Genomic DNA, 26835 nt, shown 5'->3' with positions numbered 1-26835 from the left:
CGTTTCCCTCAGCCCTTCGCGTTGGCAAGGTCCCTGTAGACCTGCGGCAGAAGGCCCGGCAAATCCTCGGCGATGAGGTTGGGGCCGAAGGCCTCCGCCGCCTTGCCGTGCAGCCAAACCGCCGCCGCTGCCGCCTCGAACGGCGGAAAATGCTGCGACAGAAGGCTGGCGGTGATGCCGGCCAGCACGTCGCCGCTTCCCGCTGTTGCCAGCCAGGGCGTGCCCGTCGCGTTGATCGCGGCCCGCCCGCCCGGTTCGGCGATGACCGTGTCCGCGCCTTTCAGGATGACCGTCGCCCCCGACCGCGCGGAAGCGGCCCGCGCCTTGGCGGGCTTGGCGAGCGTTTCGTCGGCGGCGATGTCGGGAAACAGTTTTGCGAATTCGCCGCTGTGCGGGGTCAGAACTACGGCGCTGGCCGCAGCGTGGATCGCATCGAACAGCTCCGACGGATCATTGGCGAAGGACGTCAGTCCGTCGGCGTCGAGGACGAAGCTGCGCCCGGCCGACAGGATTGCGAACGCATAGTTCCGGGCAAGTTCACCCACACCGAAGCCCGGACCGAGCACCAAGACGCTTAGGCGTCGATCCTCGAGATGCGTCTCGAGCTCTGCCTTGTCGTTGCAGCGCCGCAGCATGATGGCGGTGAGGTGCGCGGCGTTGACCTGCAGCGCCGAGCCTGGCGAGAACACCGTCACCAGCCCTGCCCCTGCCCGCAGCGCCGAGAGAGCCGACAGGCGTGCGGCCCCCGTCTTGCTGGCGCCGCCGGAGAAGACGACGGCATGGCCGCGGTCGTATTTGTGGCCCTCCGCAGCCGGACCCTGCGCCAGACGCGGCCAAAGCGCCGGGCCGTTGGCAAAGGTCACCGGACGGATGCTGTCGAGCACGCCGGTCTCAATGCCGATGTCCCCGACCACGACTGCGCCGCAGAGACCCCGGCCCGGATACAGCAGATGTCCGGGCTTGCGGCGGAAGAAGGTGACCGTCAGCGCGGCGCCGAACGCCTTCCCGAGGATCGCGCCGGACAGGCCGGAGACGCCCGAGGGAAGGTCTATGGCAACCACCGGCACGCCGCTTTCCCGCACGCGGTCGATCACGTCGCCGACCGCGTTCGACACCGGCCGCGACAGGCCCGCGCCGAACAGGCCATCGACGACGAGATCGAACCCGTCGGGTGCGAAGGCGTCGAGCGGCAGGACCGGACCGCAAAAGGCCGAGGCAGCCGCCGCCGTCATGGCATCCGGCGCGGCTGTGCCGGCAAGGTGGAACAGCGCGACCTCCAGCCCTGCCTCCGCCAGCAACCGGGCCGCGACGAACCCGTCGCCGCCATTCGCACCGGGCCCGGCCAGCACCGCGATCCGGGCGGCCGCCGGAAAATGGACGCGGATCGTCGCGGCGACAAAAGCCCCGGCTCGTTCCATCAGCGGGTGATCGCTCTTGCCGGCGAGCGTCAGGCGATCGGCTTCAGCCATCTCCGCTGGTTCGAGGAGGGCGAGCGCTGCGACGGAGGCGGGCATGGTCATGGAGCAGGCTCTCGTTTGCAGAAGCGGAAGGCGGGTTGGCGACGGCTTGGCGTCCGGCGGTTTCACGGCGGGCGCAGAACGGCGTCATATCGGCGAGAACGCGTGCGATCTCGCGAGGGTTCGGTTGCCCGCCGTGTCTTAAACGCCTATCCATGCGAGGGAAGCGCCGCAAGCGCGCCGTCCGCTCGCCATTCCGCCTGGCATGGCCCCTGCACCCTGCAAGATGGGCTTCAGCCGCCTTGCAGGGCAACGTCGAGAAGGAATGTCGATGAAAAAAGTCGAGGCGATCATCAAGCCGTTCAAGCTCGATGAGGTGAAAGAAGCGCTGCAGGAAGTCGGCCTCCAGGGCATCACCGTGACCGAGGCCAAGGGTTTCGGCCGCCAGAAGGGCCACACCGAGCTCTACCGCGGCGCCGAATACGTCGTCGACTTCCTGCCAAAGGTGAAGGTCGAGATCGTGCTCGCCGACGAAGGCGTTGCCGCTGCCGTCGAGGCGATCCGCAAGGCCGCCCAGACCGGCCGGATCGGCGATGGCAAGATCTTCGTCTCCAACATCGAGGAAGCGATCCGCATCCGCACCGGCGAGTCCGGCAACGACGCGATCTGACTTCATCCAAACACCGTGGTTCACTAGGGAAGGAACGCCATGACGACCGCCAATGACATTCTGAAGCAGATCAAGGACAACGACGTAAAGTTTGTCGACCTGCGCTTCACCGACCCGAAGGGCAAGCTCCAGCACGTCACCATGGACCAGACCATCGTCGACGAGGACATGTTCTCGGAAGGCTCGATGTTCGACGGCTCCTCGATCGGTGGCTGGAAGGCGATCAACGAGTCCGACATGGTGCTGATGCCCGATCCCGAGACGGCACACATGGACCCGTTCTTTGCGCAGTCGACGATGGTTCTCCTCTGCGACATCCTCGACCCGATCTCGGGCGAATCCTACAACCGCGATCCGCGCGGCACCGCCAAGAAGGCCGAGGCCTATCTGAAGCAGTCCGGCGTCGGTGACACCGCCTATTTCGGCCCCGAGGCCGAGTTCTTCATCTTCGACGACGTCCGCTACAAGGCCGACCCCTACAACACCGGCTTCAAGCTCGACTCGACCGAACTTCCGTCGAACGACGACGCCGAGTACGAGACCGGCAACCTCGGCCACCGTCCGCGCGTCAAGGGCGGCTACTTCCCGGTGCCGCCGATCGACAGCTGCCAGGACATCCGCTCGGAAATGCTGACCGTGATGGCCGAGATGGGCGTCAAGGTCGAGAAGCACCACCACGAGGTGGCGGCCGCTCAGCATGAGCTCGGCATCAAGTTCGACACGCTCGTGAAGAACGCCGACAACATGCAGATCTTCAAGTACGTGACGCACCAGGTCGCCAATGCCTATGGCAAGACCGCGACCTTCATGCCGAAGCCGATCTTCGGCGACAACGGCTCGGGCATGCACGTGCACCAGTCGATCTGGAAGGGCGGCAAGCCGGCCTTCGCCGGCAATGAATATGCGGGCCTGTCGGAATCGGCGCTATTCTACATCGGCGGCATCATCAAGCACGCGAAGGCGCTGAACGCCTTCACCAACCCGTCGACCAACTCGTTCAAGCGCCTGGTCCCGGGCTACGAGGCGCCGGTGCTGCTCGCCTATTCCGCGCGCAACCGCTCGGCCTCCTGCCGCATCCCCTTCGGCCAGTCGCCGAAGGCGAAGCGCGTCGAGGTCCGCTTCCCCGACCCGATGGCGAACCCGTATCTCGCCTTCTCCGCCATGCTGATGGCCGGCCTCGACGGCATCAAGAACAAGATCCACCCGGGCGAAGCCATGGACAAGGATCTCTACGACCTGCCGCCGGAAGAGTTGAAGCAGATCCCGACCGTCTGCCGCTCGCTCCGCGAAGCGATGGAAAACCTCGACTCCGACCGCGAGTTCCTGAAGGCCGGCGGCGTCTTCGACGACGACCAGATCGACGCCTTCATCGAGCTGAAGATGGCCGAGGTCCTGCGCTTCGAAATGACCCCGCACCCGGTCGAGTTCGACATGTACTATTCGCTGTAGGTTTTTCGCTTGCGGTGACGAAGATGAGGGCCTCCGCTTCGGCGGGGGCTTTTTTTTGATGGAAACTTGACTGACGGTCGTGTCGAGAAGGCGTGGTTTTGTATGGCCGTGACCACGCTTGACGTTGGGAGGTCCATCTCTCAGCTCGTCATCCCGGCCTTGAGCCGGAATCCATTCCTCCGCGCCGCGGCGGATGGTCCGCTGCAGAAGGGAATGTCGGCCCTCCCGGCCTTGTTCGACGGTTTGGAATCGATCCCGGATCAAGTCCGGGATGACGAACGGGAAACGGTCATGGCCAGAAGAGGTCATTCTGGACGCCCGTGACGAGGCCTGCCATCGGGAGCAGACCTCTCAATTTCGTCATCCCGGCCTTGAGCCGGGATCCATTCCTCCGCACTGAGGCGGATGGTCCGCGGCGGAAGGGAATGTCGACCGTCACGGCGTCGTTCGACGGTTTGGCATGGATCCCGGATCAAGTCCGGGATGACGAACTTTGGGTGTTCGTGGGCCTCTCAGCAGGCAATACTGGTGTCCAGAACTGGCGTCGCCTTGGGGATCGACGCCAACCGTCTGAGTCAGTCCATCCGCTGGAAGAGCCAGTTCAGCGTGTCGCGCCAGTCCAGCATGCGCAAGGGCGTCCCGTGGTTGCCGCTATCGAAGGACACGAACCGGACGGGGTAGCTTTCCGCCCGCAGCGCCGCGTAGACGGCTTTGGCGCGGTCCCAGGCGAACACCTTGTCGCGGGTGCCGTGTGCCAGCACCAGCGGCACGCGGTGGGCACCGGCCGCCTTGCGCATGGCGGCAAGCTTGGCCGGCGGGGTGTTGGCGCTGAGCATTACGAGGCCGTCGACGACGCCGATGACGGCGGGGTCGCCGGCAAGGTCCCAGCAGAACTCGGCGCCCATCGAGGCGCAGGCGAGGACGATCGTGGCGGTCGGATGATCTCGGCCGAACCCCTCGACCAGCGCGCCGATCCGGGCCATGTCCTGGCCCAAGAAGCTGCCGGCATCGGCGGTGACGTAGAGGCCGCCGGCGCGCTGCATCAGGTTTTTCAGCCGGTTGAAATTGCCGCCGAAGCTGCGGTCGTTCATGCCGAGGCGGCGGTCGCCATTGCGGCCGTGGACGAAGAGAACGATCGTCGTCGGCGCCTTGGTGTCGCCGACCGTCATGATCTTCAGCGGGCCGGCGGGCGTCTGAACCACGCTCTCCGCCTGGCTTCGCAATGGCGCGAGATCGACATAGGCCGGCTTCACCCGCCGCTCCGGGATCTCGTCGCGGTCGTCGATATCGCGCTTCTCGGAATAGTCGACGTCGATCTCGGCGCCGCCGTCGAGGATGGCGGTGAGTCGCGGATAGGCGAACAGCGCATCCTTGAACGGCGCCAGCGGCGGAGGGCCTGCCGCCGCGGCGGTGGCGAGGAGCCCACCGAGCATGCCGGCGAGAAGGGAGCGTCTGATGGCGTGTCCGGACATGTGAACGTCCTTGCCGTGTTCAGCGTGTTTTGCAAGTCACGCGAGGGCGAAAACCTGTTGGTTAACCCCGCTCTTTCGGCGTTTGTGGGCCGCATCGCCTTGAAGAACATTTCGTGAAAGTGTAGCTCCAAGGCATGGCATTCTCCTTCGCCCCCGACGTCCGTCGCAAGGCGGCTTTCAGGTCCCCATGAGCGACGATCTCTTCTCCGGCGCCGCTGCCGCCAAGGTCCGCGCGCCGAAGGCAGCGCCGCGGCCGAAGCCGGTCGACCCTTTGCGGGCGGCCTTTGCGGATGCCGTCGACACTTCGGGATCGAACTATACCGCCGCCGACATCGAGGTGCTCGAAGGGCTGGAGCCGGTCCGGCGCCGCCCTGGCATGTACATCGGCGGTACCGACGAGAAGGCGATGCACCACCTCTTCGCCGAGGTGATCGACAACTCGATGGACGAGGCCGTCGCCGGCCATGCGAACTTCATCGAGGTGGCGCTGGAGGCCGACGGCATGCTCGCCGTGTCCGACAATGGCCGCGGCATTCCCGTCGATCCGCACCCGAAATACAAGAACCGCTCGGCGCTCGAAGTCATCATGACGACGCTGCATGCCGGCGGAAAGTTCGACTCCAAGGTCTACGAGACCTCCGGCGGCCTGCACGGCGTCGGCGTCTCGGTGGTCAACGCGCTGTCGTCGCGCCTCGAGGTGGAGGTCGCCCGCAACCGCAAGCTCTACCGCCAGGTCTACGAGCGCGGCGTCGCCGTGACCGAGCTGGAAGAGGTCGGCGAAATCCAGAACCGCCGAGGCACCCGCGTGCGCTTCCTGCCGGACACGCAGATCTTCGGCGCCAAGGCGGCTTTCGATCCGGCGCGCCTTTTCGCCATGGCGCGGTCGAAGGCTTACCTCTTCGGCGGGGTCGAAATCCGCTGGTCCTGCGACGCCTCGCTGCTGCCCGCCGACGGCAAGACCCCTGCCCGCGCCACCTTCCATTTCCCCGGCGGCCTGAAGGACTATCTCGAGGGCTCGCTCGGCGACGAGCAGCGGATCACCTCGCAAAGCTTTGCCGGGCGGACCGCGAAGCTTTCCGGCCACGGCGCGGTCGAGTGGGCGGTGAGTTGGACCGGCGGCGACGGGTTTGTTCGCTCCTACTGCAACACCATTCCGACGCCCGAGGGCGGCGCCCACGAGGCGGGCCTGCGCGCCGTGCTGCTGCGCGGCCTGAAGGCGTTTGCCGAGGTCTCCGGCAACAAGCGGGCCTCGGTGATCACCGCCGACGACGTGATGATCACCGCGTCCGCGATGCTGTCGGTGTTTATTCGCGAGCCGGAATTTGTCGGCCAGACGAAGGACCGGTTGGCGACAACGGAGGCCCAGCGCATCGTCGAAAACGCGCTGCGCGACAGTTTTGACATCTGGCTTGCCTCCTCCCCGCAGGACGCCGCCAAGCTGATCGACTGGGTGGTCGACCGCGCCGACGAGCGGCTGCGGCGGCGCCAGGAGAAGGAAGTCAACCGCAAGAGCGCGACGCGCAAGCTGCGTCTGCCGGGCAAGCTCGCGGACTGCTCGCAGAGCGGCGCCGCTGGAGCCGAGCTCTTCATCGTCGAGGGCGACTCCGCCGGCGGCTCGGCCAAGCAGGCGCGCGACCGCGCGCGGCAGGCGATCCTGCCGCTGCGCGGCAAGATCCTGAATGTCGCGAGTGCCGGGCGCGAAAAGCTCGGGGCCAACCAGCAGATTTCGGACCTCATCCAGGCGCTTGGCTGTGGTACCAAGGGGCGCTACCGCGAAGAGGACCTGCGCTATGAGCGCGTGATCATCATGACGGACGCCGACGTCGACGGCGCCCACATCGCCTCGCTGCTCATCACCTTCTTCTATCAGGAGATGACCGACCTCATCCGGCAAGGCCACCTCTTCCTCGCCGTGCCGCCGCTCTACCGTCTCGCCCAAGGTGGCAAGGTGGCCTATGCGCGGGATGACAAGGACCGCGAACGGCTGATGGCGCGCGACTTCAAAGGCAAGGGCAAGGTCGAGGTCAGCCGCTTCAAGGGCCTTGGCGAAATGTTGCCGTCGCAGCTGAAGGAGACCACGATGGACCCGAAGAAGCGGACGCTGCTGCAGGTGGCGATTGATGAGACGCCGGAGATCGGCACGGCCGATGCGGTGGATGCGCTGATGGGCAACCGTCCCGACCTGCGCTTCCGGTTCATCCAGGACCGGGCTGCCTTCGCTGTCGATCTCGACGTATAGTCTTTCGTCGGCGCTGGAAATCAGTGCCGGACACGCCATCAAACGACATGCTCGTCCGTTATAGGATCGACGACAGGCTTTCCGCCAAGCCGACCGTCGGGACACGAGCCGCCAGAGCAGGGAATGAAACCATGACCCACCGCACCCGCCTTTTCGCTGGCATCGCAGTGTTCGCGCTCGGACTTGGCGCCGCCTCGGCGCAGGAAACACCGGGCGCTGCCGCGCCGGCACCGGCGGCGCCGACAGCGCCCGCCCCTTACACCCCGCCAGCGGCGGCCCCTGCCGAGCCCGCCGCTCCGGCAGCACCCGCGCCCGCTGACACGGCGGCTGCGCCCTTGCCTGCCGCCGACGATGCGGTGGCCGCTGCCATCGCCAGCCTGCCGACCGGCATTGAGGACGTGCAGGTGGTCGGGCCTTGGATCGACGGCGACAAGAGCGGCGTCTGGCGCACCGCGATGGTTCAGGTCGGCACTGGCGATAAGGAAAACTATCGCTTCTTCATCCAGCAAGTGGAGAAGGCCGCGGGAGTGGCGACGGTTCTGACCTCGACCGAGATCAAGGAAGTCACAGGGGTCAATGGGTCCATCGTCGGCTACCGCGCGGACGAACCGACCGAGGGTGACACGACCGGACTGACCCTCTTCTTCGACATCGTTCCAAGCGACGGCGAAATTGCCGAGACCTACGAATTGCACTTCCAGGAGGATCGGACCTACACTTTCGGTCCTTCGACGAACTGAACTCCGGCAATTGGCGAAGGCTCGGCAAGTGCTGCCTTCGCCGACTAACGGTCGGATGCTGTCTCCGGCGGACGACAATCTGAACAGTTGTACCGCTTAAGCATGTGAAACCTCGGAAGGCCTCCTATATAGGCTGGGAGGTTGACTTGAAAAAGCCTACGCCGTATCGCCCATGCTAGACACGGGCGGATCGAGGCGTCCGACCTCACCCTTCGTCAATCGCGAGATTACACAGCTCAATGCTATTTTCCGAACTGGGCCTCAGCGCCAAGGTTCTCGCTGCCGTGGAAGCCGCCGGCTATACCGAGCCGACCCCGATCCAGGCCCAGGCTATTCCGCATGCGCTGGAAGGCCGAGACGTGCTGGGCATCGCCCAGACCGGAACAGGAAAGACCGCCTCCTTCGTCCTTCCTATGCTGACACGGCTCGAGAAAGGCCGTGCCCGGGCCCGAATGCCCCGCACTCTCATCGTCGAGCCGACGCGCGAACTCGCTGCGCAGGTGGCGGAAACCTTCACCAAGTACGGCAAGGACCAGAAGGTCAGCATCGCCCTCCTCATCGGCGGCATGTCCTTCGGCGAGCAGGACAAGGTGATCGACCGTGGCGCCGATGTGCTGATCGCGACGCCGGGTCGTCTGCTCGATCATGTCGAGCGCGGCAAGCTCCTGATGACCGGCGTCGAGATCCTCGTCATCGACGAAGCCGACCGCATGCTCGACATGGGCTTCATCCCCGACATCGAGCGGATCTGCAAGATGATCCCGTTCACCCGGCAGACGCTGTTCTTCTCGGCGACCATGCCGCCGGAGATCACCCGCCTGACCGAGCAGTTCCTGCAGAACCCGGTCCGCATCGAGGTAGCCAAGGCTTCTTCGGCGGCTTTGACGGTCGAGCAGAAGGTCGTGGCGTCGCAGAAGGAGGACTTCGCCAAGCGCGAGACGCTCCGCAAGCTGCTGCGCAGCCAGGACGACATCACCAACGCCATCATCTTCTGCAACCGGAAGATCGACGTGGCCTCGCTCTTCCGGTCGCTCGAGAAGCACGGCTTCTCCGCCGGCGCGTTGCATGGCGACATGGAGCAGCGGGCGCGCATGACGATGCTGCACAATTTCCGTGAGAACAAGCTGCAGCTGCTGGTGGCGTCCGACGTCGCCGCGCGCGGGCTCGACATTCCCGCCGTCAGCCACGTCTTCAACTATGACGTCCCGATCCATGCCGAGGACTACGTCCACCGCATCGGCCGCACCGGTCGCGCGGGTCGCTCCGGCAAGGCTTTCACTCTGGTGACGTCGAAGGACAAGAAGCACCTCGATGCCATCGAGAAGATGCTGGGCCTCGAACTGCCATGGCTCGACGGGAACGTATCCGACCTTCCCGCCGTGATCGCGGCCGAGACGGCAAGCGAGGAGCGTCCGGAGAAGCGGGCCGGCGGTCGCAAGAGCGCCAGCGGGACGACCCGCCGTCCGCGGGCGCCGCGCGTCATCGAGGCCGTTGCCGAGGATGACGTTCCCCTCGAGGCAGTCTTGTCGGCGCCGACGGTCGATGCGCCACATGTCGAGGTGGAAGCGCCTGTCTTCCTGCAGCCGCCGATCATGGAGCCCCGTGCGGTTGAGCCGGCCCCTGCGGCAGTGCCGGTTGTTGCTGCGCCCGTTGCGTCTTCCCGTCAGCAGCAGCCTCGGGGCGGCAACGCCTATGGCGACGCTCCGAACCGCGAACGTGGCGGCCGCGGCCGGTCGGATGACGGCGGCCCCTCGCCGATCGGCTTCGGCGACGACACGCCGGCTTTCATGCTGATCGAAACGGGCATGCTGGCCAGCAGCGAAGCCTAGCTCACATCACGTCGAACGAGAAAGGGTGATGCTCCCAGCGGGCGTCACCCTTTTTCATGGGCTGTTCGGCGATGAAAAGGTTCGCGCGCCGGCCTCGCGGCGCTGGCGCGGCGGGCTGCCGCAAGGGCGAGGCGCGACCAGTAGGCGGCGCTGTCGCTGTCCTCGAAGGCTTCGTCTGGCAAGGTGGAATAGGGCATTGCGACCGGCGTCTTGCCGGAGCGGGCATAGTGCCATCGCCGGCTGCCGGCGTCGGCAAACTCGCCTGCGGTAACACTGTCAACTTTCAGCATGAGCTCACCGCCGACCACGATGGCGACGATCAAGCCGTCGGCGTAGATCCCCTGTCCGCCAAACAGTCGGCTGATCCGGATTGGACCGATTGCTGCGAAGAGTTCGTGCAGCAGCTCCGGGTCCAAAGGAGACGTCCCCGCGCTTTAGTTGGCGCGGGCTTCCAGCACGGAGGCATCTGCCGGCGTCAGCTCAACTGACTCACCACAACCGCAAGCGGAGGTCTGGTTGGGGTTCTTGAAGGTGAAGCCGGACCGGAGCGTCGTCTCCTCGTAATCCATCTCCGTCCCCAGGAGGAACAGCACGGCTTCCGGAGCGATGTAGACGCGCGCACCGTCCTTCTCGACGACGTCCTCGAACGGCTTGGTCGAGGTGGCGAGGTCGACGGTGTACTCCATCCCGGCGCAGCCGCCCTTCTTCACGCCGATCCGCAGGCCGAGCGCTTCCCGGCCAGCGAGGATGGAGCGAACGCGAAGCGCTGCGGCATCGGTGAGGTTCATCACGGCAAAGCGGCTCATGATGGCATCCTTTCAAGAGTCGAAGTGGCCGAGCGATGGCCACTCCGAAAATGGGCCTTATTCAGCCCCGGCGCAAGCAGTGCCGGGGCACCAGCCGCGCGTCGGCAAGCCTTGCGTCAGAACCAACCGACAGCGACCTGAGCCTCTTCGCTCATGCGGTCAGGTGTCCACGGCGGGTCGAAGACAAGGTTCACCGTCACGTGCGAGACGCCGCCGACCGAGGACACGGCATTCTCCACCCAGATCGGCATCTCGCCGGCCACTGGGCAGCCCGGCGCCGTCAGCGTCATCTCGACACCGACGCTGCGGTCGTCCTCGATGTCGATCTTGTAGATCAAGCCGAGTTCGTAGATGTCGGCCGGAATTTCCGGATCATACACGGTCTTCAGCGCCGCGATGATGTCGTCGGTCATCCGGGTCAACTCGTCGGCGGGAATCGCGGAGACCTTCGTCCCGCCGGATGCCATGCCGATATTGGCTTCGGCGGTATCGTCCGCAATTGCCGTGTCGAGCTTGAGATCTTCGATCATGATATTGTCCTTCAAGCGAAAAATCGTCTCGCCTTTTCCAGGGCCGCAGCCAGGATATCGATTTCTGCCGTCGTATTATACAGGCCAAACGAAGCGCGGCAGGTCGAAGTCGCCCCGAAGCGCTTTAGCAGCGGCTGGGCACAGTGCGTCCCGGCACGAACGGCGACGCCCTCGCGGTCGATAAGCATCGAGACGTCATGGGCATGGATGCCCTCGAGATCGAACGACAGGATCGCGCCCTTGCCAGGCGCGCTGCCGTAGATCCGCAGCGAATTGATGGCCGACAGTCGATCGGTGGCGTAATCCCGCAGCATGGTCTCATGCGACAGAATTGCCTCTCGCCCAAGCCCTTCCATGTAGCGAAGCGATGCCGCAAGGCCGATGGCCTGCGCGATCTGCGGCGTCCCCGCCTCGAAGCGATGTGGCGGGGCGTTGTAGGTCACGCCCTCTTCCGTGACTTCGACGATCATCTCGCCGCCACCATTGAAGGGACGCATCCGCTCCAGCATTGCCGCCTTGCCGTAGAGCACGCCGATGCCGGTCGGGCCGTAGAGCTTGTGCCCGGTGACGACGTAGAAGTCGCAACCGAGATCCTGAACGTCAACGGGCAAGTGCACTGCCGCTTGGCTGCCGTCGACCAGCACCGGGATGCCGCGCGCCTGTGCAAGGGCGACGACTTCCTTCACCGGCGTCACGGTACCCAGTACGTTCGACATGTGCGTCATCGCGACGAGCCTGGTGCGCGGGGTGATCGCGCGCTCGAACGCTTCGACCGAGATCGATCCGTCGTCCTCGACCGGCACGAAGACGAGCTTGGCGCTGCGGTGCTCGCGCAGGAAGTGCCAGGGCACGATGTTGGAGTGGTGCTCCATGATCGTCAGGACGATCTCGTCGCCCTCGCCGATCTCCTGCATGCCGTAGCCATAGGCGACGAGATTGATCGCCTCCGTGGCCGAGGAGGTGAAGACGATCTCGTCGACACTCCCGGCGTTCAGGAAGCCGCGAACGGTTTCCCGCGCGTTCTCAAACTCTTCCGTCGCTTTGTTCGACAGGTAGTGCAAGCCGCGATGGACGTTCGCATAGTCTTCCGAATAGGCTTTCTGGATGGCGTCCAGCATGGCTTTCGGCTTCTGTGCAGAAGCGCCGTTGTCGAGATAGACCAGCGGCTTGCCGTAGACCTGTTTCGACAGGATCGGGAAGTCGCGCCGGATTGCCTCGACGTCGTAGCCAGCCTTGATCGAGCTTTCCGCGTTCATGCTGCTTCCCTTCCGAACCGGGTGTGCCGGCTCCTAGTGATCCGTCGCCAGCCAGGCGTCGATCCGCGCCTCGAGCGCATCGATGGCGCCCTCGTGCTCGAGCTCCTCGACGACTTCCTTGACGAAGGCCTTGACGAGTAAGGACCGCGCCTCGCGCTCCGGAATGCCGCGCGACATCAGGTAGAACAGATGGTTGGCATCGATCTCGCCCGCCGTCGCCCCATGGCCGCACTGCACGTCGTCGGCGAAGATCTCAAGCTCGGGCTTGGCCGAGAAGTCACCGTCATCGGAGAGGAGAAGGCTGTTGCAGGCCATCCGCGCATCGGTCTTCTGCGCGCCACGCGACACCTTGATCATGCCTTGGAAGACGCCGTGGCCGCCGGTGACGACATTACGGAAGGTCTCCGTGGAGGTCGTGTTCGGCACGGTGTGGTTCAGCGTCGTGGTGACGTCGATGTGCTGGTTCGCATGCAGCAGGTTGACGCCGCGCATCTGAATGTCGGCGCCCTCGCCGGCCGTCTCGGTATGCACTTCCATCCGCACCAAAGCGCCGCCAGCGTTGAGCACGAACAGCCGGAACAGCGCATCCTTGCCGACACTGACATTGAGCTGGCCGAGATGGGTCTCTCCCTTGCCCTTCGCCTGATCGATGATCCACAGCACCTCGGCGCCCTCGCCGATCGTCAGATGCGCGACGCCCGTCGAAAGGGCACCGGCAGCACCGGCTGACAATCGCTCGACGATCAGCGCCTTGGCGCCAATTCCCACGTCACAGCGGACGTAGCCGCGGTCGCCGCCGTCGAGCGGCTCGGCGCGGAGTTCGATCGCCTGCTCGACATTCGAACCGGCGGCGATCGAGAGGTGCGTCGCCGTCGCGCCGAAAGCGGCGCTGACGAGGCGGATCGTGTCGACGTCGCGGTCGAGGTGGTTGACCACCTGGTGCCAGTCCGGTGTCTCCGCAGAGCGGGACGCGGTGACGCCTTCCGGCAGGTGCGTCGGCAAGGCTGCCTCGGCGCCGAGGTCGACGACAACACTGCCGGACAAAAGCGGCGCGACGAGCGTCGGCTCGGAAGAAGGCAGGACCGCGTCGATGATCTTGCCGATCAGCCCGCGCTGGGTGCCACCAACGAGCGAACGCAGGTCGGTATAGTGCCAGGCCTCGATGCGGCGGTGCGGAAGGCCGTCACGGCGCAGCGTTGCGATGGCATTGCGCCGGGTCTCGTCGCCGTCAACGAGACCGGCCTCGGCATTGGCGATCAGGGCTTCCTCTGGCGGCGTCAGGCGACGCAACTGATGAACGGTCATCTCAGGCCGCCTCGCCGATGATCTCGGCATAGCCTTGGTCTTCCAGGCGCAACGCCAGTTCCTTGCCGCCCGACTTGATAATGCGGCCCTTGTAGAGGACGTGCACCGTGTCCGGCACAATGTGTTCGAGCAGGCGCTGGTAGTGCGTGATGACAAGGAACGAGCGATCGGCCGAGCGCAGCGCGTTGACGCCGTCGGAGACGATCTTCAGCGCGTCGATGTCGAGGCCGGAATCGGTCTCGTCCATGACGCAGAGCTTCGGCTCCAGCAGCGCCATCTGCAGGATTTCGGCGCGCTTCTTCTCGCCGCCGGAAAAGCCGACGTTGAGCGGCCGCTTCAGCATCGCCCAGTCGATCTTCAGATCTTCCGCCGCGCCCTTCACCCGGCGCATGAAGTCGGGTGTCGTCAACTCGCCCTCGCCGCGCGCCTTGCGCTGAGCGTTCACGGCGGTCTTGAGGAAGGTCATGGTCGCGACGCCCGGAATCTCCAGCGGATACTGGAAAGCAAGGAACACGCCGGCGGCCGCGCGCTCCGCCGGGTCCAGTTCGAGGATCGACTCGCCGTTGTAGAGAATGTCGCCGTCCGTCACCTCGTAGTCCGAGCGACCGGCGAGGATGTAGGATAGCGTCGACTTGCCCGAGCCGTTCGGCCCCATGATCGCGGCGACTTCGCCGTCCTGAACGGTGAGGTCGAGCCCCTTGAGGATCTCGGTATCTGTGCCCGCCACGCGGGCATGAAGGTTCTTGATTTCCAGCATGGTCAATTCTGCTCTTTGAACGGCGCACGTCTGTAGTGCGGGTCATCGTCAATGTTTACGGTCTGGTCGGCATGCAGAGACGGTACAGGCTCCTCGGACACATGGTCCGCCAGCCTCAGTCCCACAGTTCCAAACGCTTTTCGATGCGATCGAGGCGAACCGCTATCGAGGCTATTTCGATGGCATGTCGAGCGGAAGTCTCGGCAACCATGGCCAACTGCGGACCGATCTGCAGTACATCGGACAACACCGTCGAAGCCTGATCCTTGAGCGCCGACACATCGGCGCGCAACAGCTGCACAAGCTCTAGGATCTGGACGGCGGCGGCGTCCGACATTACCCCACGCTACCCTCTAGGCTGATGCCAATGAGCTTCTGCGCTTCGACGGCAAACTCCATCGGCAGCTGCTGGATGACGTCGCGGACGAAGCCGTTAACGATCAGCGCGACTGCCTCCTCCTGCGGGATGCCGCGCTGCATGCAGTAGAACAGCTGGTCCTCGGAAATCTTCGAGGTCGTCGCCTCGTGCTCGAACTGAGCGGTGGCGTTCTTTGCCTCGATGTAGGGCACGGTGTGCGCGCCGCACTCTTCGCCAATCAGCAGCGAGTCGCACTGGGTGAAGTTGCGCGCGTTCGACGCCTTGCGGTTCGTCGTCACCTGGCCGCGATAGGTGTTGTTCGACTGGCCGGCAGCGATGCCCTTGGAAATGATGCGGCTCGACGTGTTCTTGCCGAGATGGATCATCTTGGTGCCCGAGTCGATCTGCTGGCGGCCGTTCGACACGGCGATCGAGTAGAACTCGCCACGCGAATTGTCGCCGCGCAGGATGCAGCTCGGATACTTCCAGGTGATCGCCGAGCCGGTCTCGACCTGCGTCCAGGAGATCTTGGCATTGTCGCCGCGGCAGTCGCCCCGCTTGGTAACGAAGTTGTAAATGCCGCCCTTGCCTTCCTTGTCGCCGGGATACCAGTTCTGGACGGTCGAGTACTTGATCTCGGCGTCCTCGAGCGCGACGAGCTCGACCACGGCCGCATGCAGCTGGTTCTCGTCGCGCTGCGGTGCCGTGCAGCCTTCGAGATACGAGACGTAGGAGCCCTTGTCGGCGATGATCAGCGTGCGCTCGAACTGGCCGGTATTGCGCTCGTTGATGCGGAAATAGGTCGACAGCTCCATCGGGCAGCGCACGCCCGGCGGCACGTAGACGAAGGACCCGTCGGTGAAGACGGCCGAGTTCATCGTCGCGAAGAAGTTGTCGGACACCGGGACGACCGAGCCGAGATACTTCTTCACGAGATCGGGATGCTCGCGGATGGCTTCCGAGATTGGCATGAAGATCACGCCGGCCTTCTTCAGCTCCTTCTGGAAGGTCGTGGCGACCGAAACCGAATCGAACACGGCATCGACGGCGACGCGGCGCTCGACGCTTTCGATGGCGTCACCGTTCTCGTCATACTCGATCGGAGCAACCGGCTTGACAACGCCGGCCAGCATTTCCTGCTCGCGCAACGGGATGCCGAGCTTCTCATAGGTGCGCAGCAGTTCGGGATCGACCTCATCGAGCGAGGCAGGTCCGGACATCGACTTTGGCGCCGAATAGTAGTGCAGATCCTGGAAATCGATCGGCGGGTAGTCGAGCTTCGCCCAGCTTGGGCTCTCCAGCGTCTTCCACCGCTCAAAGGCCTCGAGGCGCCAGTCGAGCATCCACTGCGGCTCGTCCTTCTTGGCCGAGATGAAAGCGATGGTGCTCTCGTCGAGGCCCTTAGGCGCCGTGTCGGACTCGATGATGGTCTCGAAGCCGTATTTATACTGGTCGACGTCGATCAATCGGACCTGGTCGATGGTTTCCTGGACTGCAGCCATGGGATGTCTCCGCCCTCGCCGGATTCAAGGTCCGGTGGTTTGGTTCTGCCAGCGTCATTATCAACGTTAGCGTTGGGTGTTAGATGGTCTTTCTTGGCCCAAATTAGAAGCCTTCGAAGCAATAAGACCGTAAATTCGTCTCATTCAGGCGGCGTGGCGGCTCGATGACGCAGCATCGGCCCTCTCCAGCAGGCCGACGAGCGCGACGGCAACGGCATCAATCTCCAATTCACTGGTCTCGTAGCCGAAGCTGACGCGGATTGCACCGGCAGCGGCATCGATGGCGAGCCCGCCGGCCTGCATTGCGCTGAGGACATGGCTCGGGCCAACCTTGCCGGACGAGCACGCCGAGCCGGACGAAACGGCGAAACCGGCGAGATCGAGCGCGATCTGCGCCGTCTCGGCGCGAAGCCCCGGAGCGGCGATGGCGACGGTGTTCGGCAGACACGTCGCAGCAGCGCCCAAAGTGACGAATCGCAGACCGCTGCGGTTAAGCGCGCCGAGAAGCCGGTCGCGCAACCCTGCCATTCTGGCGGACGCCATAGGCCAGCGTCCCTCGACGACGACTGCCGCCGCGCCGAAACTCGCGATGAGCGGAACGGCCTCCGTGCCACCGCGGTGTCGGCGCTCCTGGCCGCCGCCCGTCAGAAGCGCAAACGGACGCGTGCTGCCGTCGCGCAGCGCATAGGCGCCGATGCCCTTGGCGGCACCAAGCTTGTGGCCGGACACCAACAAGGCATCCGCTAAGGCCGCCGCTTCCGAGAGATCGATGCGGCCCGCCGCCTGCACGACGTCGAGGACGAGAAGAATGCCTGTGCCGTCCAGGCGGCGGGCGATCTCGTCCAAGGGCTGGATGACGCCGCTTTCGCTGTTGGCAAGCGTCAGGCTGAGCATTCGGGGGGCGTCGCTCTCGCCGACCCAGGCGTCGAACTCGACAGGTTTCAGCACGCCAGCCGCATCGACCGGCAGCCGCCGCACCTTGCCCGCATCGAACCGCCCGCCCTCGCGGGTCGCAGGGTGATCGCTGTCGGCGACGGCAAGGCCTGCCAGCTCCAGCGGCGCACCGCCGATCAGCCAGCGGTCGGTCAGACAAGTGTTCGCCGCTTCCGTCGCGCCGCTGGTGAAGACGAGGTTTTCGGGCAGGGCGTGCAGCATCCGTGCGACGTTGCGGCGGGCTTCCTCGACGACGGCGCGAGACGCTCGTCCTTCTGTGTGGACCGAAGAGGGATTTCCGGTGAGGGAAAGAGCCGACACCAGGGCGTCGCCCGCCTCGGGCAGCAGCGGCGCCGTGGCGTTGTAGTCGAGATAGATGCGCGGGTTTCGAACGGTCATCTCATCCGTGTTGGCGGCTCCGACAGAGCCAACCTATGTCTGCCCGCCGCAAAGCGCAAAAATCTTGAATTCCGACCCCTGAATGGCCTATGTAGCGCCTTCAGTGGAAGCGTGTAGTTTTGAATTGTTCTAAAGTAGAACCTAAAAGGCCGCGTGTTCTTCGTCAAGGCGCGCCCTCCGATCGCGCGTCAGGCTGGATAGGATAAGCATATGCCCGAAGTGATCTTCAACGGTCCGGCAGGTCGTCTCGAAGGCCGGTACCAGGCCGGCAAGGAAAAGAGCGCGCCGATCGCGATCATTCTGCACCCGCATCCCCGTTTCGGCGGGACCATGAACAACCAGATCGTCTACCAGCTGTTCTACATGTTCGTAGAGCGTGGCTTCACGACGCTGCGCTTCAACTTTCGCGGCATCGGCCGCAGCCAGGGCGAGTTCGATCACGGGTCGGGCGAGCTGTCTGATGCGGCGGCAGCGCTCGACTGGGTCCAGTCGCTGCACCCCGATTCCAAGCATTGCTGGGTTGCAGGCTATTCCTTCGGCTCGTGGATTGGCATGCAGCTTTTGATGCGCCGTCCGGAGATCGAGGGCTTCATCTCGATCTCGCCGCAGCCGAACTCCTACGACTTCTCCTTCCTCGCGCCTTGCCCCTCGTCCGGCCTGATCATCCACGGCGACAAGGACCGGGTCGCGCCGCCGAAGGACGTTCAGGTCCTCGTCGAGAAGCTGAAGACGCAGAAGGGCATCCTGATCACCCAGAAGATCCTCGCCGGCGCCAACCACTTCTACGGCGAGCATTCCGAGGAGCTGATGGCGGAATGCGCCGACTACCTCGACCGCCGCCTCGCCGGCGAGCTGGTCGACGTGCGCCCCAAGCGCCTGCGCTAATTCAACGCATCTGGATCTGCAGATATGACAAACGGCGTCCCCAGGGGCGCCGTTTTCTATTGAGGCTACTTCTGTTGAGGCTTCGAGACGACGCCACCGGTGGTCGGAGCCCGGCAACCGGTCGTCGTCGGCCAGGTCAGCGGCAGGCCGCGCAATGCACGAACGGCGAGGAAGGCCCAAGCCTCCGCCTCCATGGCGTCGCCGTCGAACCCTGCCTCATCCGCCGACACGACCCGCGCGCCGGTCCGCGCCGCGCCGTTCGTCAGATCCTGCATGATGACGGGATGGCGCCGTCCGCCGCCGCAGATGATCCAGAGTTTTGGCGCTGCCGGGAGATGGTCGGCAGCCTTCAGGATCGCCTCTGCCGCGACGAAACAGAGCGTGCGCGCGACGTCTTCGAGGGTGCCGTCTTCAGAAGTCGGCGCCTCGAAGTCGAAACGGTCGAGCGATTTGGGGGCGGGCCGCTCGAAGAAGGCAGCGCCGAGATAGCGCTCGGCCAGCGGCTGCAGGATCGCGCCCCCGGCGGCGATGGCACCTTCTGCGTCGAAGGCGATGCCGGCCTCGCGCGCTACCCATTGGTCGAGCAGCGCATTGCCGGGACCGCTGTCGAAGGCGATGGGTGCCTCGGCGTCGCCGAGCCAGGTGATGTTGGAAATGCCGCCGATGTTGACGAAGGCCACCGGCATCGCCTGCATCGCCGCCGGCAGCGCGCCGGCGAGCGCGGCGTGGTAGGCCGGCACCAGCGGTGCCCCTTGCCCGCCCGCCCGCATGTCGGCCGCGCGCATGTCCGAAACGACACGGCAGCCGACGGCATCGGCCAGAAGCTGCCCGTCACCGAGTTGCACCGTCAGCGCTTCGGCGGGCCGGTGCAGCACCGTCTGCCCGTGGAAGCCGATGACGTCGACGCTGCCGAGGGCGATGCCGGTCTCCGCCGCGAAGGCGCAAAGCGCCTCCGCGTGGCGTTCGGTGATCTCCCGCTCTAGGGCGACCAGCGCGCCCGGCCGCTCGTCGCGGTGGGTCATCGTCTTCGCCGTCTCCAGCCCTGCCGCGAGACGGCCGCGAAAGCCTTCATCGAAACCATAGGTCCGTGCCGGGCCGCGCTTGGGCGACGAGATGCCGTCGGTCTCCAGCAAGGCGACGTCGATTCCGTCCATCGAGGTTCCGCTCATCAGGCCGATGGCGCGCAGGGAGGCTCTGTCGGTCAATCCGGTCGCTCGCTCTTTAAATCCACGGGAATGCTGGTAAACCGCAGCCTTCATCGGCCGGATGCGTCCGGCCCCGTCAAGGATCATTCTCCATGTCCGGCTTTAAGTCCGAGTTTATGCGCACGCTGTCCGAGCGCGGCTTCATCCAGCAGACCTCGCATGACGAGGCGCTCGATGCGCTGTTTTCGACCGAGACCGTCAGCGCCTATATCGGCTTCGACCCGACCGCCACCAGCCTGCATGTTGGCTCGCTGATCCAGATCATGATGCTGCACTGGCTGCAGAAGACCGGCCATAAGCCGATCGCGCTGATGGGCGGCGGCACCGGCATGATCGGCGACCCCTCGTTCAAGGACGAGGCGCGCAAGCTGCTGACGCCGGAAGGCATCGAGAGCAATCTCGCCGGCATCCGCCAGGCCTTCACACCTTACCTCGCTTTTGGCGACGGCCCGACTGACGCAATCATGGTTAACAATGCCGACTGGCTGCTCGGGCTGAACTACGTCGAGTTCCTGCGCGACGTCGGCCGCCACTTCTCGGTCAACCGCATGCTCGCCTTCGATTCGGTGAAGCTGCGCCTCGACCGCGAGCAGTCGCTTTCCTTCCTCGAATTCAACTACATGATCCTGCAGGCCTACGACTTCGTCGAGCTGAACAAGCGCTACGGCGTGCGGCTGCAGATGGGCGGCTCCGATCAGTGGGGCAACATCATCAACGGCCTCGACCTCGGCCATCGCATGGGCACGCCGCAGCTGTTCGCGCTGACCTCGCCGCTGCTGACGACGTCGTCCGGCGCCAAGATGGGCAAGTCGGCCAATGGCGCGGTCTGGCTCAACGCCGACATGCTGAACCCCTATGAGTTCTGGCAGTACTGGCGCAACACCGAGGATGCCGATGTCGGTCGCTTCCTGAAACTTTACACGACGCTGCCGATGGACGAGATCGCCCGGCTGGAAGCCCTCGGTGGCTCGGAGATCAACGAGGCGAAGAAGCTGCTGGCCAATGCCGTGACGTCGCTGCTGCACGGCGAAGCTGTCGCGCTCGAGTCCGCCGAGACGGCCCGCAAGACCTTCGAGGAAGGCGCGCTGGCAGCGAACCTCCCGACCGTCGAGATCCCGGCGGACGAGTTCAAGGCCGGCATTGGCCTTCTGACGCTCTACGTCCGCGCGGGTCTTGCCGCCAGCAACAGCGAGGTTCGCCGCCACGTCCAGGGCGGCGCCGTGCGCATCAACGACACCGCCGTCGCCGACGAGAAGCGGATCGTCGGCCCTGCCGACCTCGTGGCGGGTGATGTCGTGAAGATCTCGCTCGGCCGCAAGAAGCACGTGCTCATCCGCCCCGTCGGCTGAGCCTGGACCATCCTGGCGGATGCGCCGGGATGATGGAAGACGACGCCTACTGGTAGGCGAAGATGCTGCGGAAGATGCCGGGGGCGATGGCCGAGATCGGGTTGACGGTGAGCTTCGGCGAGGCGAAAGCCCCGTCGAGGCGATAGGTGATGCCGATCAGGCCGCCTTCATTACCGTTGCCGAGAATCTGGCCTACCAGCGGGATGGCGCCGAAGATGCGGTTGACGCCATAGGCCGGCATGAACGAGCCGACGACGTCGACGCGGTTGGCGGAGTCGTAGACCGTGCCGGAGAAGCTGGAGCCGAAGACCGGGCCGCGGATGATGCCGTTCGAGACGCGCAGCCCGTTCTTGCCATAGTCGATGCCGACCGAGGCGTGGTCGAAATAGGCCCTCTCGGTGCCGAGGTTCTTGCCGACGGCCTGCGAGAGGCTGGCGGCGTTCGGCGCGGGCGAAGTGCCGACGAGGCTCGAGAGCCGCGGCTCGTCCACCAGCGTGAAGTTTTCGGCATTGAGCGTGCCGCGGTAGCCGCTTTCGGTCGAGCCAAGAAGATCGAGCGCGACCTGTCCGCCTTGCATGCGGCCGTAGATGCCGGTGAAGGCGGCGAGCAGTCCGGCATCCGGCGCGCGCAAGGCAATCGACCGGTCGTCGCCGCGCGGCGACATATCGGCGGAAAAGCCGCCGCTTCGGGTCGAACCGGAAATCGACAGGGCCGCAACCTTGCCGCCGCTGCCGGCATAGTTCAGCGAAAAGCCGCCGATGGTCTGGTTGCCGAAGCCCAGGACCTTGTCGAGCGAGATGCCAATGTCGACCTGCTGCTTGCTGGCGGTCGTGGGGTTGGCGGCCTTGGCGCCGAGATTGGCCTTGAGGTCGTTGAGGAAGGGCCGCGCATCGAAGCGCTTGCCGTCGACGCGGATGCTGAACCCGTTGGCGACCCGCTCGAAGCCGACGTCCACGTCATCGCCCTCGTTGAGCGCGACTTCGCTCAGTTGAGCCTTGCGGATGCCGTTCTTGTCCAGGGCGACGTCGCCCGCGGCAGAGAAACCGTCGCCTGTCAGGGACACGTTCTGCAGATCGACGCCGTTGTCGCCGGGCACGATATCGAAGGCGAGCGCGGCCGCGACCCCCTTGCCCTTGCGCCAGCCGACCCAGGGCAGCTTCAGCGTCGTCGCCTTGAGGTTAAAACTGCCTCTCATCGGCGAATCGCCATCTCGCAGCAGCTTTCCCTCGATCGGGCCGTCGACGATCTCGGCCAGCTGCGGCGACAGTTTCCGCGTCTCGTCATCGCCCAGCGAAACGCTGACCTCGAGAAGCCTTTTCGCTTCCGACGTCGGACCGAAAGGCTGGGTGAAGGCGATCCGGGACGGAATGTCGTCAACCTTGCCTTCCAGCTCGCCGGTGGCAGCACCCGGCCGAATATCGACCGAACCCGTCATGCCACCAATCTTGCGACCCTCGAAGGGGACTGAAAGGCCGGTATCGGTGAGCGAAACGGCAACGTTCCATGCGCCGAACTGCCGGTCCTTCGGCACGTCGTCGCCGAGGATGAACGGCAGGCTGACGGTAGCGGTCGCCTTGCCCGTCGCTTCCGTCGCCTTGAATGGCAGGCTGCGCAGCGCGTCGAGCGGCTTGCGTGAGGCGATCTCGAGGAGATCCGGGACGTCGCCGCTGACAGCGAGGTCGACTTGGCCGTCGATGTCCTGCAGCGCCGGCTCCGCGGCGCGCAGGAACGCGATGCTGCTGGGCGCGATGACGACGTTCGGCAGACCGTCGACCTTGGCCTCGGCGACGGAAATTTGCGTATCGCCGCCGGAGGTGTGGATCGTTCCCTTGGCGTCCGTCAGGCGCGGCAGGTCGCCGACCGTCTGGGCACTCGCCCCCTCCACGGCGAAGGCGAGGTCCATTTCCTCCGGCGTCGGGTGACTGCCGGGCTTGAAGGCCGGACCGAGGCGATCGCGGCGGAGGTCGAGGGCGATGGTGCCGCTCGGCACGGTGCCCTCGTCGCCGAGATGGCTGAGCACCCAGCGGCGGGTGTTGACGGCGAGGTTGAAGGGCCAGAACGCCTTGATGTTCGCAGCCGGAAGGTCGGTGGCCGCCAGTTTCAGTTCCGTGCGCGCGTCCGGCGTGCTCAAGCGCAGCGCCGCGTTTCCACTGAGGGTGCCGCCTCCGGTCTCCAGCGCGAATTTCGACAGCACGGCCTCGTTCGCCGCGATGTTGTTGCGCCCCTCGATTAGCAGGCTGCCGTCCAGCGTCTTGCCAGCGGTCGCGCCGATCGACGAGGCCATGTCCCGGGTCTGAAGGGAAAAGCCAAAGCCGTTGAATTCGTTGGTGATCGGACGGTCGTACAGCGCCACTGCGCGCCCCTCGAGGCCCATCGACATGCCGTCGAAGGCGACATGGGTGTCGGCGACCTCGACCGACTCCTCGCCTTCGACATAGCGGAGCTTGGCCTTCACCTTCTCGATCCTGGTGTGACCGCGACCGGCCTGAAGATCGCCGGCACCGAGATCGAGCGAGAGGGTCGCGACCCGCGCATCGTCCTCGTTGCGGGTGTTGACATCCAGCGCGACGGTAAGAGGTGCCTCGATGCCGATCGGGCGCATATCGAGCGTGTCGCTCGCGGGTGCGGCGGGCAGCAGATCGCCGAGCGCAACGGGGCCGGCCGACAGCTGCAGCGACTGCAAGCGGGCGCTCTTGGCATCGTAGTCGGCGCGCCCGGTCACCGGCACCGACATGCCGCGCACCCGGAGATCGGCTGTGGCGGTCAGGGCCCGGTTGTTCGAGAGCTGGAAGTTGCCGCGCTCGAGCCGCCCGGTGATCGTGTCGCCCTCGGTCCCCAGCGGCACGATGACCTCGATGTCGCCGAGGACGATGCGCTCGATGCCGACCCGCTGCAGGGTGCCGAGCTGCTTTTCGATCACCTGCAACGCACGCGCGGAGCGTTTCGGCAGCGTCGGCACCGGCGCCGTCGCGGCGAACTGAGCGCCGACGCCCGGGCGGGTTGCGCCAAGCATCGAGCGGAAGCCGGTCAGGTCGATCCGGCTGCCGCGAACCTCGATCGTCTTGAACAGGACGCGACCAGTCAGGAGCGGCAGGATCCGCAGGCCGACCTTGACCGAATCGACGCGCGCCCGTGGCAGGCCGGTGCGCATCAGGCGGATGTCCGACCATTCCAAGGCAAGATTGCCGTCATCGGCAAAGCCGATACGCTGATCGCCGAACTGGGCGGAGAGGTCGGCACCCAGCACATCGGCGACCACCGCCTCGGTCTGTCGCCGAATCAGGTCCTGTCCCCGATCGGTCCCGAGCGCCAGGAAGACGAAGCTGCCGACCAGGACACCGAACGTCATGCTGGTGCTGAGAACCGCGCAGGAGATGCGACCGAGGCGTCTCAAACGCGAGTTCCGCTGACATCAGGGCGATCGCCGTTGATCGCGCCAAGCGGTGTCAGTGTCTTCGTCATGCGTTCGAACCACCCAAGGCTACCGCCATCGCGAATCGCCACCCCACAGCAGCACACACATCCTTGCCACGCGAAGCTCACTCCGACATGACCTCGGCAAACAATACACCGGCATCGACGCCCGCGCCGCCGGTCGCCAAATGGCGGCCACGGCTCTAGGCTGAGGTCGGCGACTGCGGTATTGCCGCGCGACCCATCACAATCCAATTGGCCGAAAGGATGGCATCTTGTCCAAGCTCAGCATCGGAACGCCCTGCCCCGACTTCCAGCTGCCCGATCACACCGGCGCACCGGTCGCGCTGGCCGATCTGAAAGGCAAACCCTTCGTCCTCTTCTTCTATCCCAAGGATGACACCTCCGGCTGCACTCAGGAGGCCATCGACTTCACCAGCCTGCAGAGCGATTTTGCCGCAGCGGGTGTCGAGGTGATCGGCGTCTCCCCCGATCCGGTGAAGAAGCATGCCAAGTTCCGTGACAAGCACGATCTTGGCGTCCGGCTCCTCTCGGACGAGGATAAGGTGCTGCTTGAGGCCTTCGGCGTCTGGGTGACGAAAAGCATGTACGGAAAGTCCTACCTGGGCGTCGAGCGCACCACCGCGCTGGTCGACGCGTCTGGCACCATCGTCGGTCTCTGGCCGAAGGTGAAGGTGCCCGGTCACGCCGAGGAGGTTCTGTCGGCCGCCCGCGCCCTGTCGGCCTGATCAATTTTCGGCCGGGCTTTCGGAGAGATCATCTCTTCGCTCCCAACGTGTTACGGCTCAATTCTGCAGCCTGATATGAAGTGGCTGCGCGCGACCGGTCAGGCTTTGTTAACCCTAACAAGGTCTACTCCGACAGGACGCGGCTTGGTGAGCCGCTCCTGATCGGGACCCATCATGACTTCGGCTCAGCTGCAGAATACCTTTGGCCAGCAGAAGCAACCGCACACCGTCATCATCGCGCGGGGCGAGAAGGTCCGGCATTTCACGGTGTCCGCACGGTTGGTCGGCATGTCAGGCGCCCTCGCCATGGCCCTCTTCATCGGCTGTGCCTCGACCGCTTGCTACCTGCTGCTGGAAAACGACCTCCGTTCGTCGGCCAGCGATACCCAGCTGAAGCTCCAGCAATCTTATGAGGAGCGGATCGCATCCCTCCGCTCCCAGCTCGATCGCGTTGTCAGCCGCCAGATGCTCGACCAGCAGATCGTCGAGAGCAAGGTCGATGCGCTGATCGGACAGCAGGTCGAGCTTTCCGCACGCTACGACAAGCTGCAGCCATTGCTCGACCGCGCCCGCGACAGCGGGTTACTGCCCGCGCCAGTGCCGGTGCCCCAGCCGAAGCCTTCGACTGCCGATGCTGCCTCCCCTCCGCCGGCAGCCGAAACGAAGCCGCTGGCCTTTCTCGGGTCCACGCCGAACGCCGCCCTCGCCCGCTTCGATCTCGTCGATGGCTCCGCCGGCGCAGGGCCGTGGCTCCGGCGCGATGCAGCCGTTCAGGCGGCCAAACCCGTCCCCGGCATTGCGCACGACCTGATCCGCCAGATAGGCAAGTCGATCGACAGCGTTCAGGATACCCAGATCGCCGACCTCACCACGCTGGCCGAGAAGGCACGCGGCAAGGCGGTCGACATCGCCTCGGTGCTGCGCTCGGAAGGCATTGCCGTCCCGGACCTGACGACCTTTGCTGGCGGCGAAGGCGGTCCCTTCGTTGCCGCCCCGACCGACCAGCTGTTCGATGCAAGCTTCCAGGAACTCGACCGCGCGCTCACCGAATTGCAGCTCCTGAAGCAGCGCACGACAAGATTGCCGCTCGCTTCGCCCGTCGCGTCGAAGCTGATCAGCTCGGCCTTCGGCGTGCGCAGCGACCCGTTCCTCGGCGAAGCGGCCATGCACACCGGCATCGACTTCGTGGCCGAGAGCGGCTCGGCGGTGGATGCGGCCGCGGCGGGAACCGTCACGGAAGCCGGCTCCAACGGCGGCTACGGGAACATGGTCGAGATCGACCATGGCGGCGGCATGGTGACGCGCTACGGCCACCTGTCGAGCATTGCTGTCGGTGTTGGCGACAAGGTCTTGGCCGGCACCATCGTCGGCCGTGTCGGTTCGACCGGCCGCAGCACCGGGCCGCATCTCCACTACGAGGTCCGGCGCGACGGCAGCCCGATCGATCCCTCGCGCTTTCTGCGCGCCGGACGCAAGCTCGACGCGGTCACCTGAACGAAAAAGGCCGGCTGCAGTGATCTGCAGCCGGCCT

At 65.3% G+C, this 26835-nt stretch carries 22 protein-coding genes; 9 read left to right on the top strand and 13 right to left on the bottom strand.

Going from position 1 to position 26835, the window contains the following annotated elements; genetic code table 11:
* Positions 1 to 8: 8 nt before the first annotated feature.
* Positions 9 to 1520, bottom strand: a complete 1512-nt coding sequence (locus tag ACZLZQ_RS15600) for an NAD(P)H-hydrate dehydratase (protein ID WP_472950160.1) — start codon at positions 1518 to 1520, stop codon at positions 9 to 11.
* 268 nt (positions 1521 to 1788) lie between these two features.
* On the opposite strand from ACZLZQ_RS15600, the gene ACZLZQ_RS15595 reads away from it, so the two are divergent.
* Positions 1789 to 2127, top strand: a complete 339-nt coding sequence (locus ACZLZQ_RS15595; RefSeq protein WP_472933460.1) for a P-II family nitrogen regulator — start codon at positions 1789 to 1791, stop codon at positions 2125 to 2127.
* A gap of 39 nt (positions 2128 to 2166) precedes the next feature.
* Positions 2167 to 3576, top strand: coding sequence for a type I glutamate--ammonia ligase (gene glnA / locus ACZLZQ_RS15590; protein WP_472950159.1), 1410 nt, complete (start codon positions 2167 to 2169; stop codon positions 3574 to 3576).
* A 575-nt stretch (positions 3577 to 4151) separates the two neighbouring features.
* Here the strand turns inward: glnA and ACZLZQ_RS15585 are convergent.
* Entirely contained in the window at positions 4152 to 5048 is an 897-nt protein-coding gene (locus ACZLZQ_RS15585; protein ID WP_472950158.1) for an alpha/beta hydrolase, read from the bottom strand.
* A 187-nt stretch (positions 5049 to 5235) separates the two neighbouring features.
* Here ACZLZQ_RS15585 and parE point away from each other — a divergent pair, with 187 nt between their 5' ends.
* The 3 genes from parE (at position 5236) to ACZLZQ_RS15570 (ending at position 9856) form a co-directional block, all read left to right on the top strand.
* Complete coding sequence (parE, locus tag ACZLZQ_RS15580; protein WP_472950157.1) at positions 5236 to 7287, top strand: DNA topoisomerase IV subunit B; 2052 nt, start codon at positions 5236 to 5238, stop codon at positions 7285 to 7287.
* Between the two features lie 131 nt (positions 7288 to 7418).
* Positions 7419 to 8027: a hypothetical protein gene (locus tag ACZLZQ_RS15575; RefSeq protein ID WP_472950156.1), complete on the top strand. Its 609-nt coding sequence runs from the start codon at positions 7419 to 7421 to the stop codon at positions 8025 to 8027.
* 239 nt (positions 8028 to 8266) lie between these two features.
* Positions 8267 to 9856 (top strand): DEAD/DEAH box helicase, encoded by a 1590-nt coding sequence (locus tag ACZLZQ_RS15570; RefSeq protein ID WP_472950155.1) that lies wholly within the window; start codon positions 8267 to 8269, stop codon positions 9854 to 9856.
* Positions 9857 to 9900: 44 nt separating this feature from the next.
* Here ACZLZQ_RS15570 and ACZLZQ_RS15565 read toward each other — a convergent pair whose 3' ends face one another.
* From ACZLZQ_RS15565 to ACZLZQ_RS15525, 9 genes are all read right to left on the bottom strand, one after another.
* Positions 9901 to 10272: a TfoX/Sxy family protein gene (locus ACZLZQ_RS15565; protein WP_472950154.1), complete on the bottom strand. Its 372-nt coding sequence runs from the start codon at positions 10270 to 10272 to the stop codon at positions 9901 to 9903.
* Between the two features lie 18 nt (positions 10273 to 10290).
* Positions 10291 to 10662: a Fe-S cluster assembly scaffold SufA gene (sufA, locus tag ACZLZQ_RS15560; protein ID WP_472933467.1), complete on the bottom strand. Its 372-nt coding sequence runs from the start codon at positions 10660 to 10662 to the stop codon at positions 10291 to 10293.
* Between the two features lie 116 nt (positions 10663 to 10778).
* The gene (locus ACZLZQ_RS15555) at positions 10779 to 11129 is read right to left on the bottom strand and encodes an SUF system Fe-S cluster assembly protein (protein ID WP_472933566.1); all 351 of its coding nucleotides are present in this window, start codon (positions 11127 to 11129) and stop codon (positions 10779 to 10781) included.
* Positions 11130 to 11203: 74 nt separating this feature from the next.
* Positions 11204 to 12448: a cysteine desulfurase gene (locus tag ACZLZQ_RS15550; RefSeq protein ID WP_472950153.1), complete on the bottom strand. Its 1245-nt coding sequence runs from the start codon at positions 12446 to 12448 to the stop codon at positions 11204 to 11206.
* Between the two features lie 33 nt (positions 12449 to 12481).
* Positions 12482 to 13753 carry a Fe-S cluster assembly protein SufD gene (sufD, locus tag ACZLZQ_RS15545; RefSeq protein WP_472950152.1) on the bottom strand — a complete coding sequence of 424 codons (1272 nt, stop codon included), beginning with the start codon at positions 13751 to 13753 and terminating at the stop codon, positions 12482 to 12484.
* Between the two features lies 1 nt (position 13754).
* The gene (gene sufC / locus ACZLZQ_RS15540) at positions 13755 to 14510 is read right to left on the bottom strand and encodes a Fe-S cluster assembly ATPase SufC (RefSeq protein ID WP_472950151.1); all 756 of its coding nucleotides are present in this window, start codon (positions 14508 to 14510) and stop codon (positions 13755 to 13757) included.
* A 115-nt stretch (positions 14511 to 14625) separates the two neighbouring features.
* Positions 14626 to 14847, bottom strand: a complete 222-nt coding sequence (locus ACZLZQ_RS15535; protein WP_472950150.1) for a hypothetical protein — start codon at positions 14845 to 14847, stop codon at positions 14626 to 14628.
* On the bottom strand, positions 14847 to 16370 hold the full coding sequence (gene sufB, locus ACZLZQ_RS15530) for a Fe-S cluster assembly protein SufB (protein ID WP_472950149.1): 1524 nt from the start codon (positions 16368 to 16370) through the stop codon (positions 14847 to 14849). Before sufB ends, ACZLZQ_RS15535 begins: the two co-directional genes overlap by 1 nt.
* 144 nt (positions 16371 to 16514) lie before the next feature.
* Positions 16515 to 17702 (bottom strand): cysteine desulfurase family protein, encoded by a 1188-nt coding sequence (locus ACZLZQ_RS15525; protein WP_472950148.1) that lies wholly within the window; start codon positions 17700 to 17702, stop codon positions 16515 to 16517.
* A gap of 210 nt (positions 17703 to 17912) precedes the next feature.
* Here ACZLZQ_RS15525 and ACZLZQ_RS15520 point away from each other — a divergent pair, with 210 nt between their 5' ends.
* Positions 17913 to 18587, top strand: a complete 675-nt coding sequence (locus tag ACZLZQ_RS15520; RefSeq protein ID WP_472933474.1) for an alpha/beta hydrolase — start codon at positions 17913 to 17915, stop codon at positions 18585 to 18587.
* A 65-nt stretch (positions 18588 to 18652) separates the two neighbouring features.
* Here the strand turns inward: ACZLZQ_RS15520 and ACZLZQ_RS15515 are convergent, their stop codons facing one another.
* On the bottom strand, positions 18653 to 19792 hold the full coding sequence (locus tag ACZLZQ_RS15515) for an anhydro-N-acetylmuramic acid kinase (RefSeq protein ID WP_472950147.1): 1140 nt from the start codon (positions 19790 to 19792) through the stop codon (positions 18653 to 18655).
* A 92-nt stretch (positions 19793 to 19884) separates the two neighbouring features.
* Here ACZLZQ_RS15515 and tyrS point away from each other — a divergent pair, with 92 nt between their 5' ends.
* The gene (gene tyrS, locus ACZLZQ_RS15510) at positions 19885 to 21141 is read left to right on the top strand and encodes a tyrosine--tRNA ligase (protein WP_472950146.1); all 1257 of its coding nucleotides are present in this window, start codon (positions 19885 to 19887) and stop codon (positions 21139 to 21141) included.
* 46 nt (positions 21142 to 21187) lie between these two features.
* On the opposite strand, the gene ACZLZQ_RS15505 is transcribed toward tyrS, so the two are convergent.
* Positions 21188 to 24535 carry an AsmA family protein gene (locus ACZLZQ_RS15505; protein WP_472950145.1) on the bottom strand — a complete coding sequence of 1116 codons (3348 nt, stop codon included), beginning with the start codon at positions 24533 to 24535 and terminating at the stop codon, positions 21188 to 21190.
* A gap of 295 nt (positions 24536 to 24830) precedes the next feature.
* On the opposite strand from ACZLZQ_RS15505, the gene ACZLZQ_RS15500 reads away from it, so the two are divergent.
* Together ACZLZQ_RS15500 and ACZLZQ_RS15495 are read left to right on the top strand one after the other, a co-directional pair.
* On the top strand, positions 24831 to 25304 hold the full coding sequence (locus ACZLZQ_RS15500) for a peroxiredoxin (RefSeq protein ID WP_472950144.1): 474 nt from the start codon (positions 24831 to 24833) through the stop codon (positions 25302 to 25304).
* Between the two features lie 174 nt (positions 25305 to 25478).
* Complete coding sequence (locus ACZLZQ_RS15495; protein WP_472950143.1) at positions 25479 to 26798, top strand: peptidoglycan DD-metalloendopeptidase family protein; 1320 nt, start codon at positions 25479 to 25481, stop codon at positions 26796 to 26798.
* Positions 26799 to 26835 lie beyond the last annotated feature (37 nt).

Source organism: Mesocryomonas lacus (assembly GCF_055730105.2).
Note: the sequence above shows the minus strand (reverse complement) of the source record. Positions and strands in the feature narration are given on the sequence as shown.

Coding starts and splice junctions, on each gene's coding strand:
- tyrS (WP_472950146.1), top strand. CDS start 19,885: ATGTCCGGCTTTAAGTCCGAGTTTATGCGCACGCTGTCCGAGCGCGGC.
- ACZLZQ_RS15550 (WP_472950153.1), bottom strand. CDS start 12,448: ATGAACGCGGAAAGCTCGATCAAGGCTGGCTACGACGTCGAGGCAATC.
- ACZLZQ_RS15495 (WP_472950143.1), top strand. CDS start 25,479: ATGACTTCGGCTCAGCTGCAGAATACCTTTGGCCAGCAGAAGCAACCG.
- ACZLZQ_RS15520 (WP_472933474.1), top strand. CDS start 17,913: ATGCCCGAAGTGATCTTCAACGGTCCGGCAGGTCGTCTCGAAGGCCGG.
- sufD (WP_472950152.1), bottom strand. CDS start 13,753: ATGACCGTTCATCAGTTGCGTCGCCTGACGCCGCCAGAGGAAGCCCTG.
- ACZLZQ_RS15570 (WP_472950155.1), top strand. CDS start 8,267: ATGCTATTTTCCGAACTGGGCCTCAGCGCCAAGGTTCTCGCTGCCGTG.
- sufB (WP_472950149.1), bottom strand. CDS start 16,370: ATGGCTGCAGTCCAGGAAACCATCGACCAGGTCCGATTGATCGACGTC.
- ACZLZQ_RS15575 (WP_472950156.1), top strand. CDS start 7,419: ATGACCCACCGCACCCGCCTTTTCGCTGGCATCGCAGTGTTCGCGCTC.
- ACZLZQ_RS15600 (WP_472950160.1), bottom strand. CDS start 1,520: ATGACCATGCCCGCCTCCGTCGCAGCGCTCGCCCTCCTCGAACCAGCG.
- ACZLZQ_RS15585 (WP_472950158.1), bottom strand. CDS start 5,048: ATGTCCGGACACGCCATCAGACGCTCCCTTCTCGCCGGCATGCTCGGT.
- ACZLZQ_RS15555 (WP_472933566.1), bottom strand. CDS start 11,129: ATGGCATCCGGCGGGACGAAGGTCTCCGCGATTCCCGCCGACGAGTTG.
- sufA (WP_472933467.1), bottom strand. CDS start 10,662: ATGAGCCGCTTTGCCGTGATGAACCTCACCGATGCCGCAGCGCTTCGC.
- parE (WP_472950157.1), top strand. CDS start 5,236: ATGAGCGACGATCTCTTCTCCGGCGCCGCTGCCGCCAAGGTCCGCGCG.
- ACZLZQ_RS15595 (WP_472933460.1), top strand. CDS start 1,789: ATGAAAAAAGTCGAGGCGATCATCAAGCCGTTCAAGCTCGATGAGGTG.
- ACZLZQ_RS15535 (WP_472950150.1), bottom strand. CDS start 14,847: ATGTCGGACGCCGCCGCCGTCCAGATCCTAGAGCTTGTGCAGCTGTTG.
- sufC (WP_472950151.1), bottom strand. CDS start 14,510: ATGCTGGAAATCAAGAACCTTCATGCCCGCGTGGCGGGCACAGATACC.
- glnA (WP_472950159.1), top strand. CDS start 2,167: ATGACGACCGCCAATGACATTCTGAAGCAGATCAAGGACAACGACGTA.
- ACZLZQ_RS15525 (WP_472950148.1), bottom strand. CDS start 17,702: ATGACCGTTCGAAACCCGCGCATCTATCTCGACTACAACGCCACGGCG.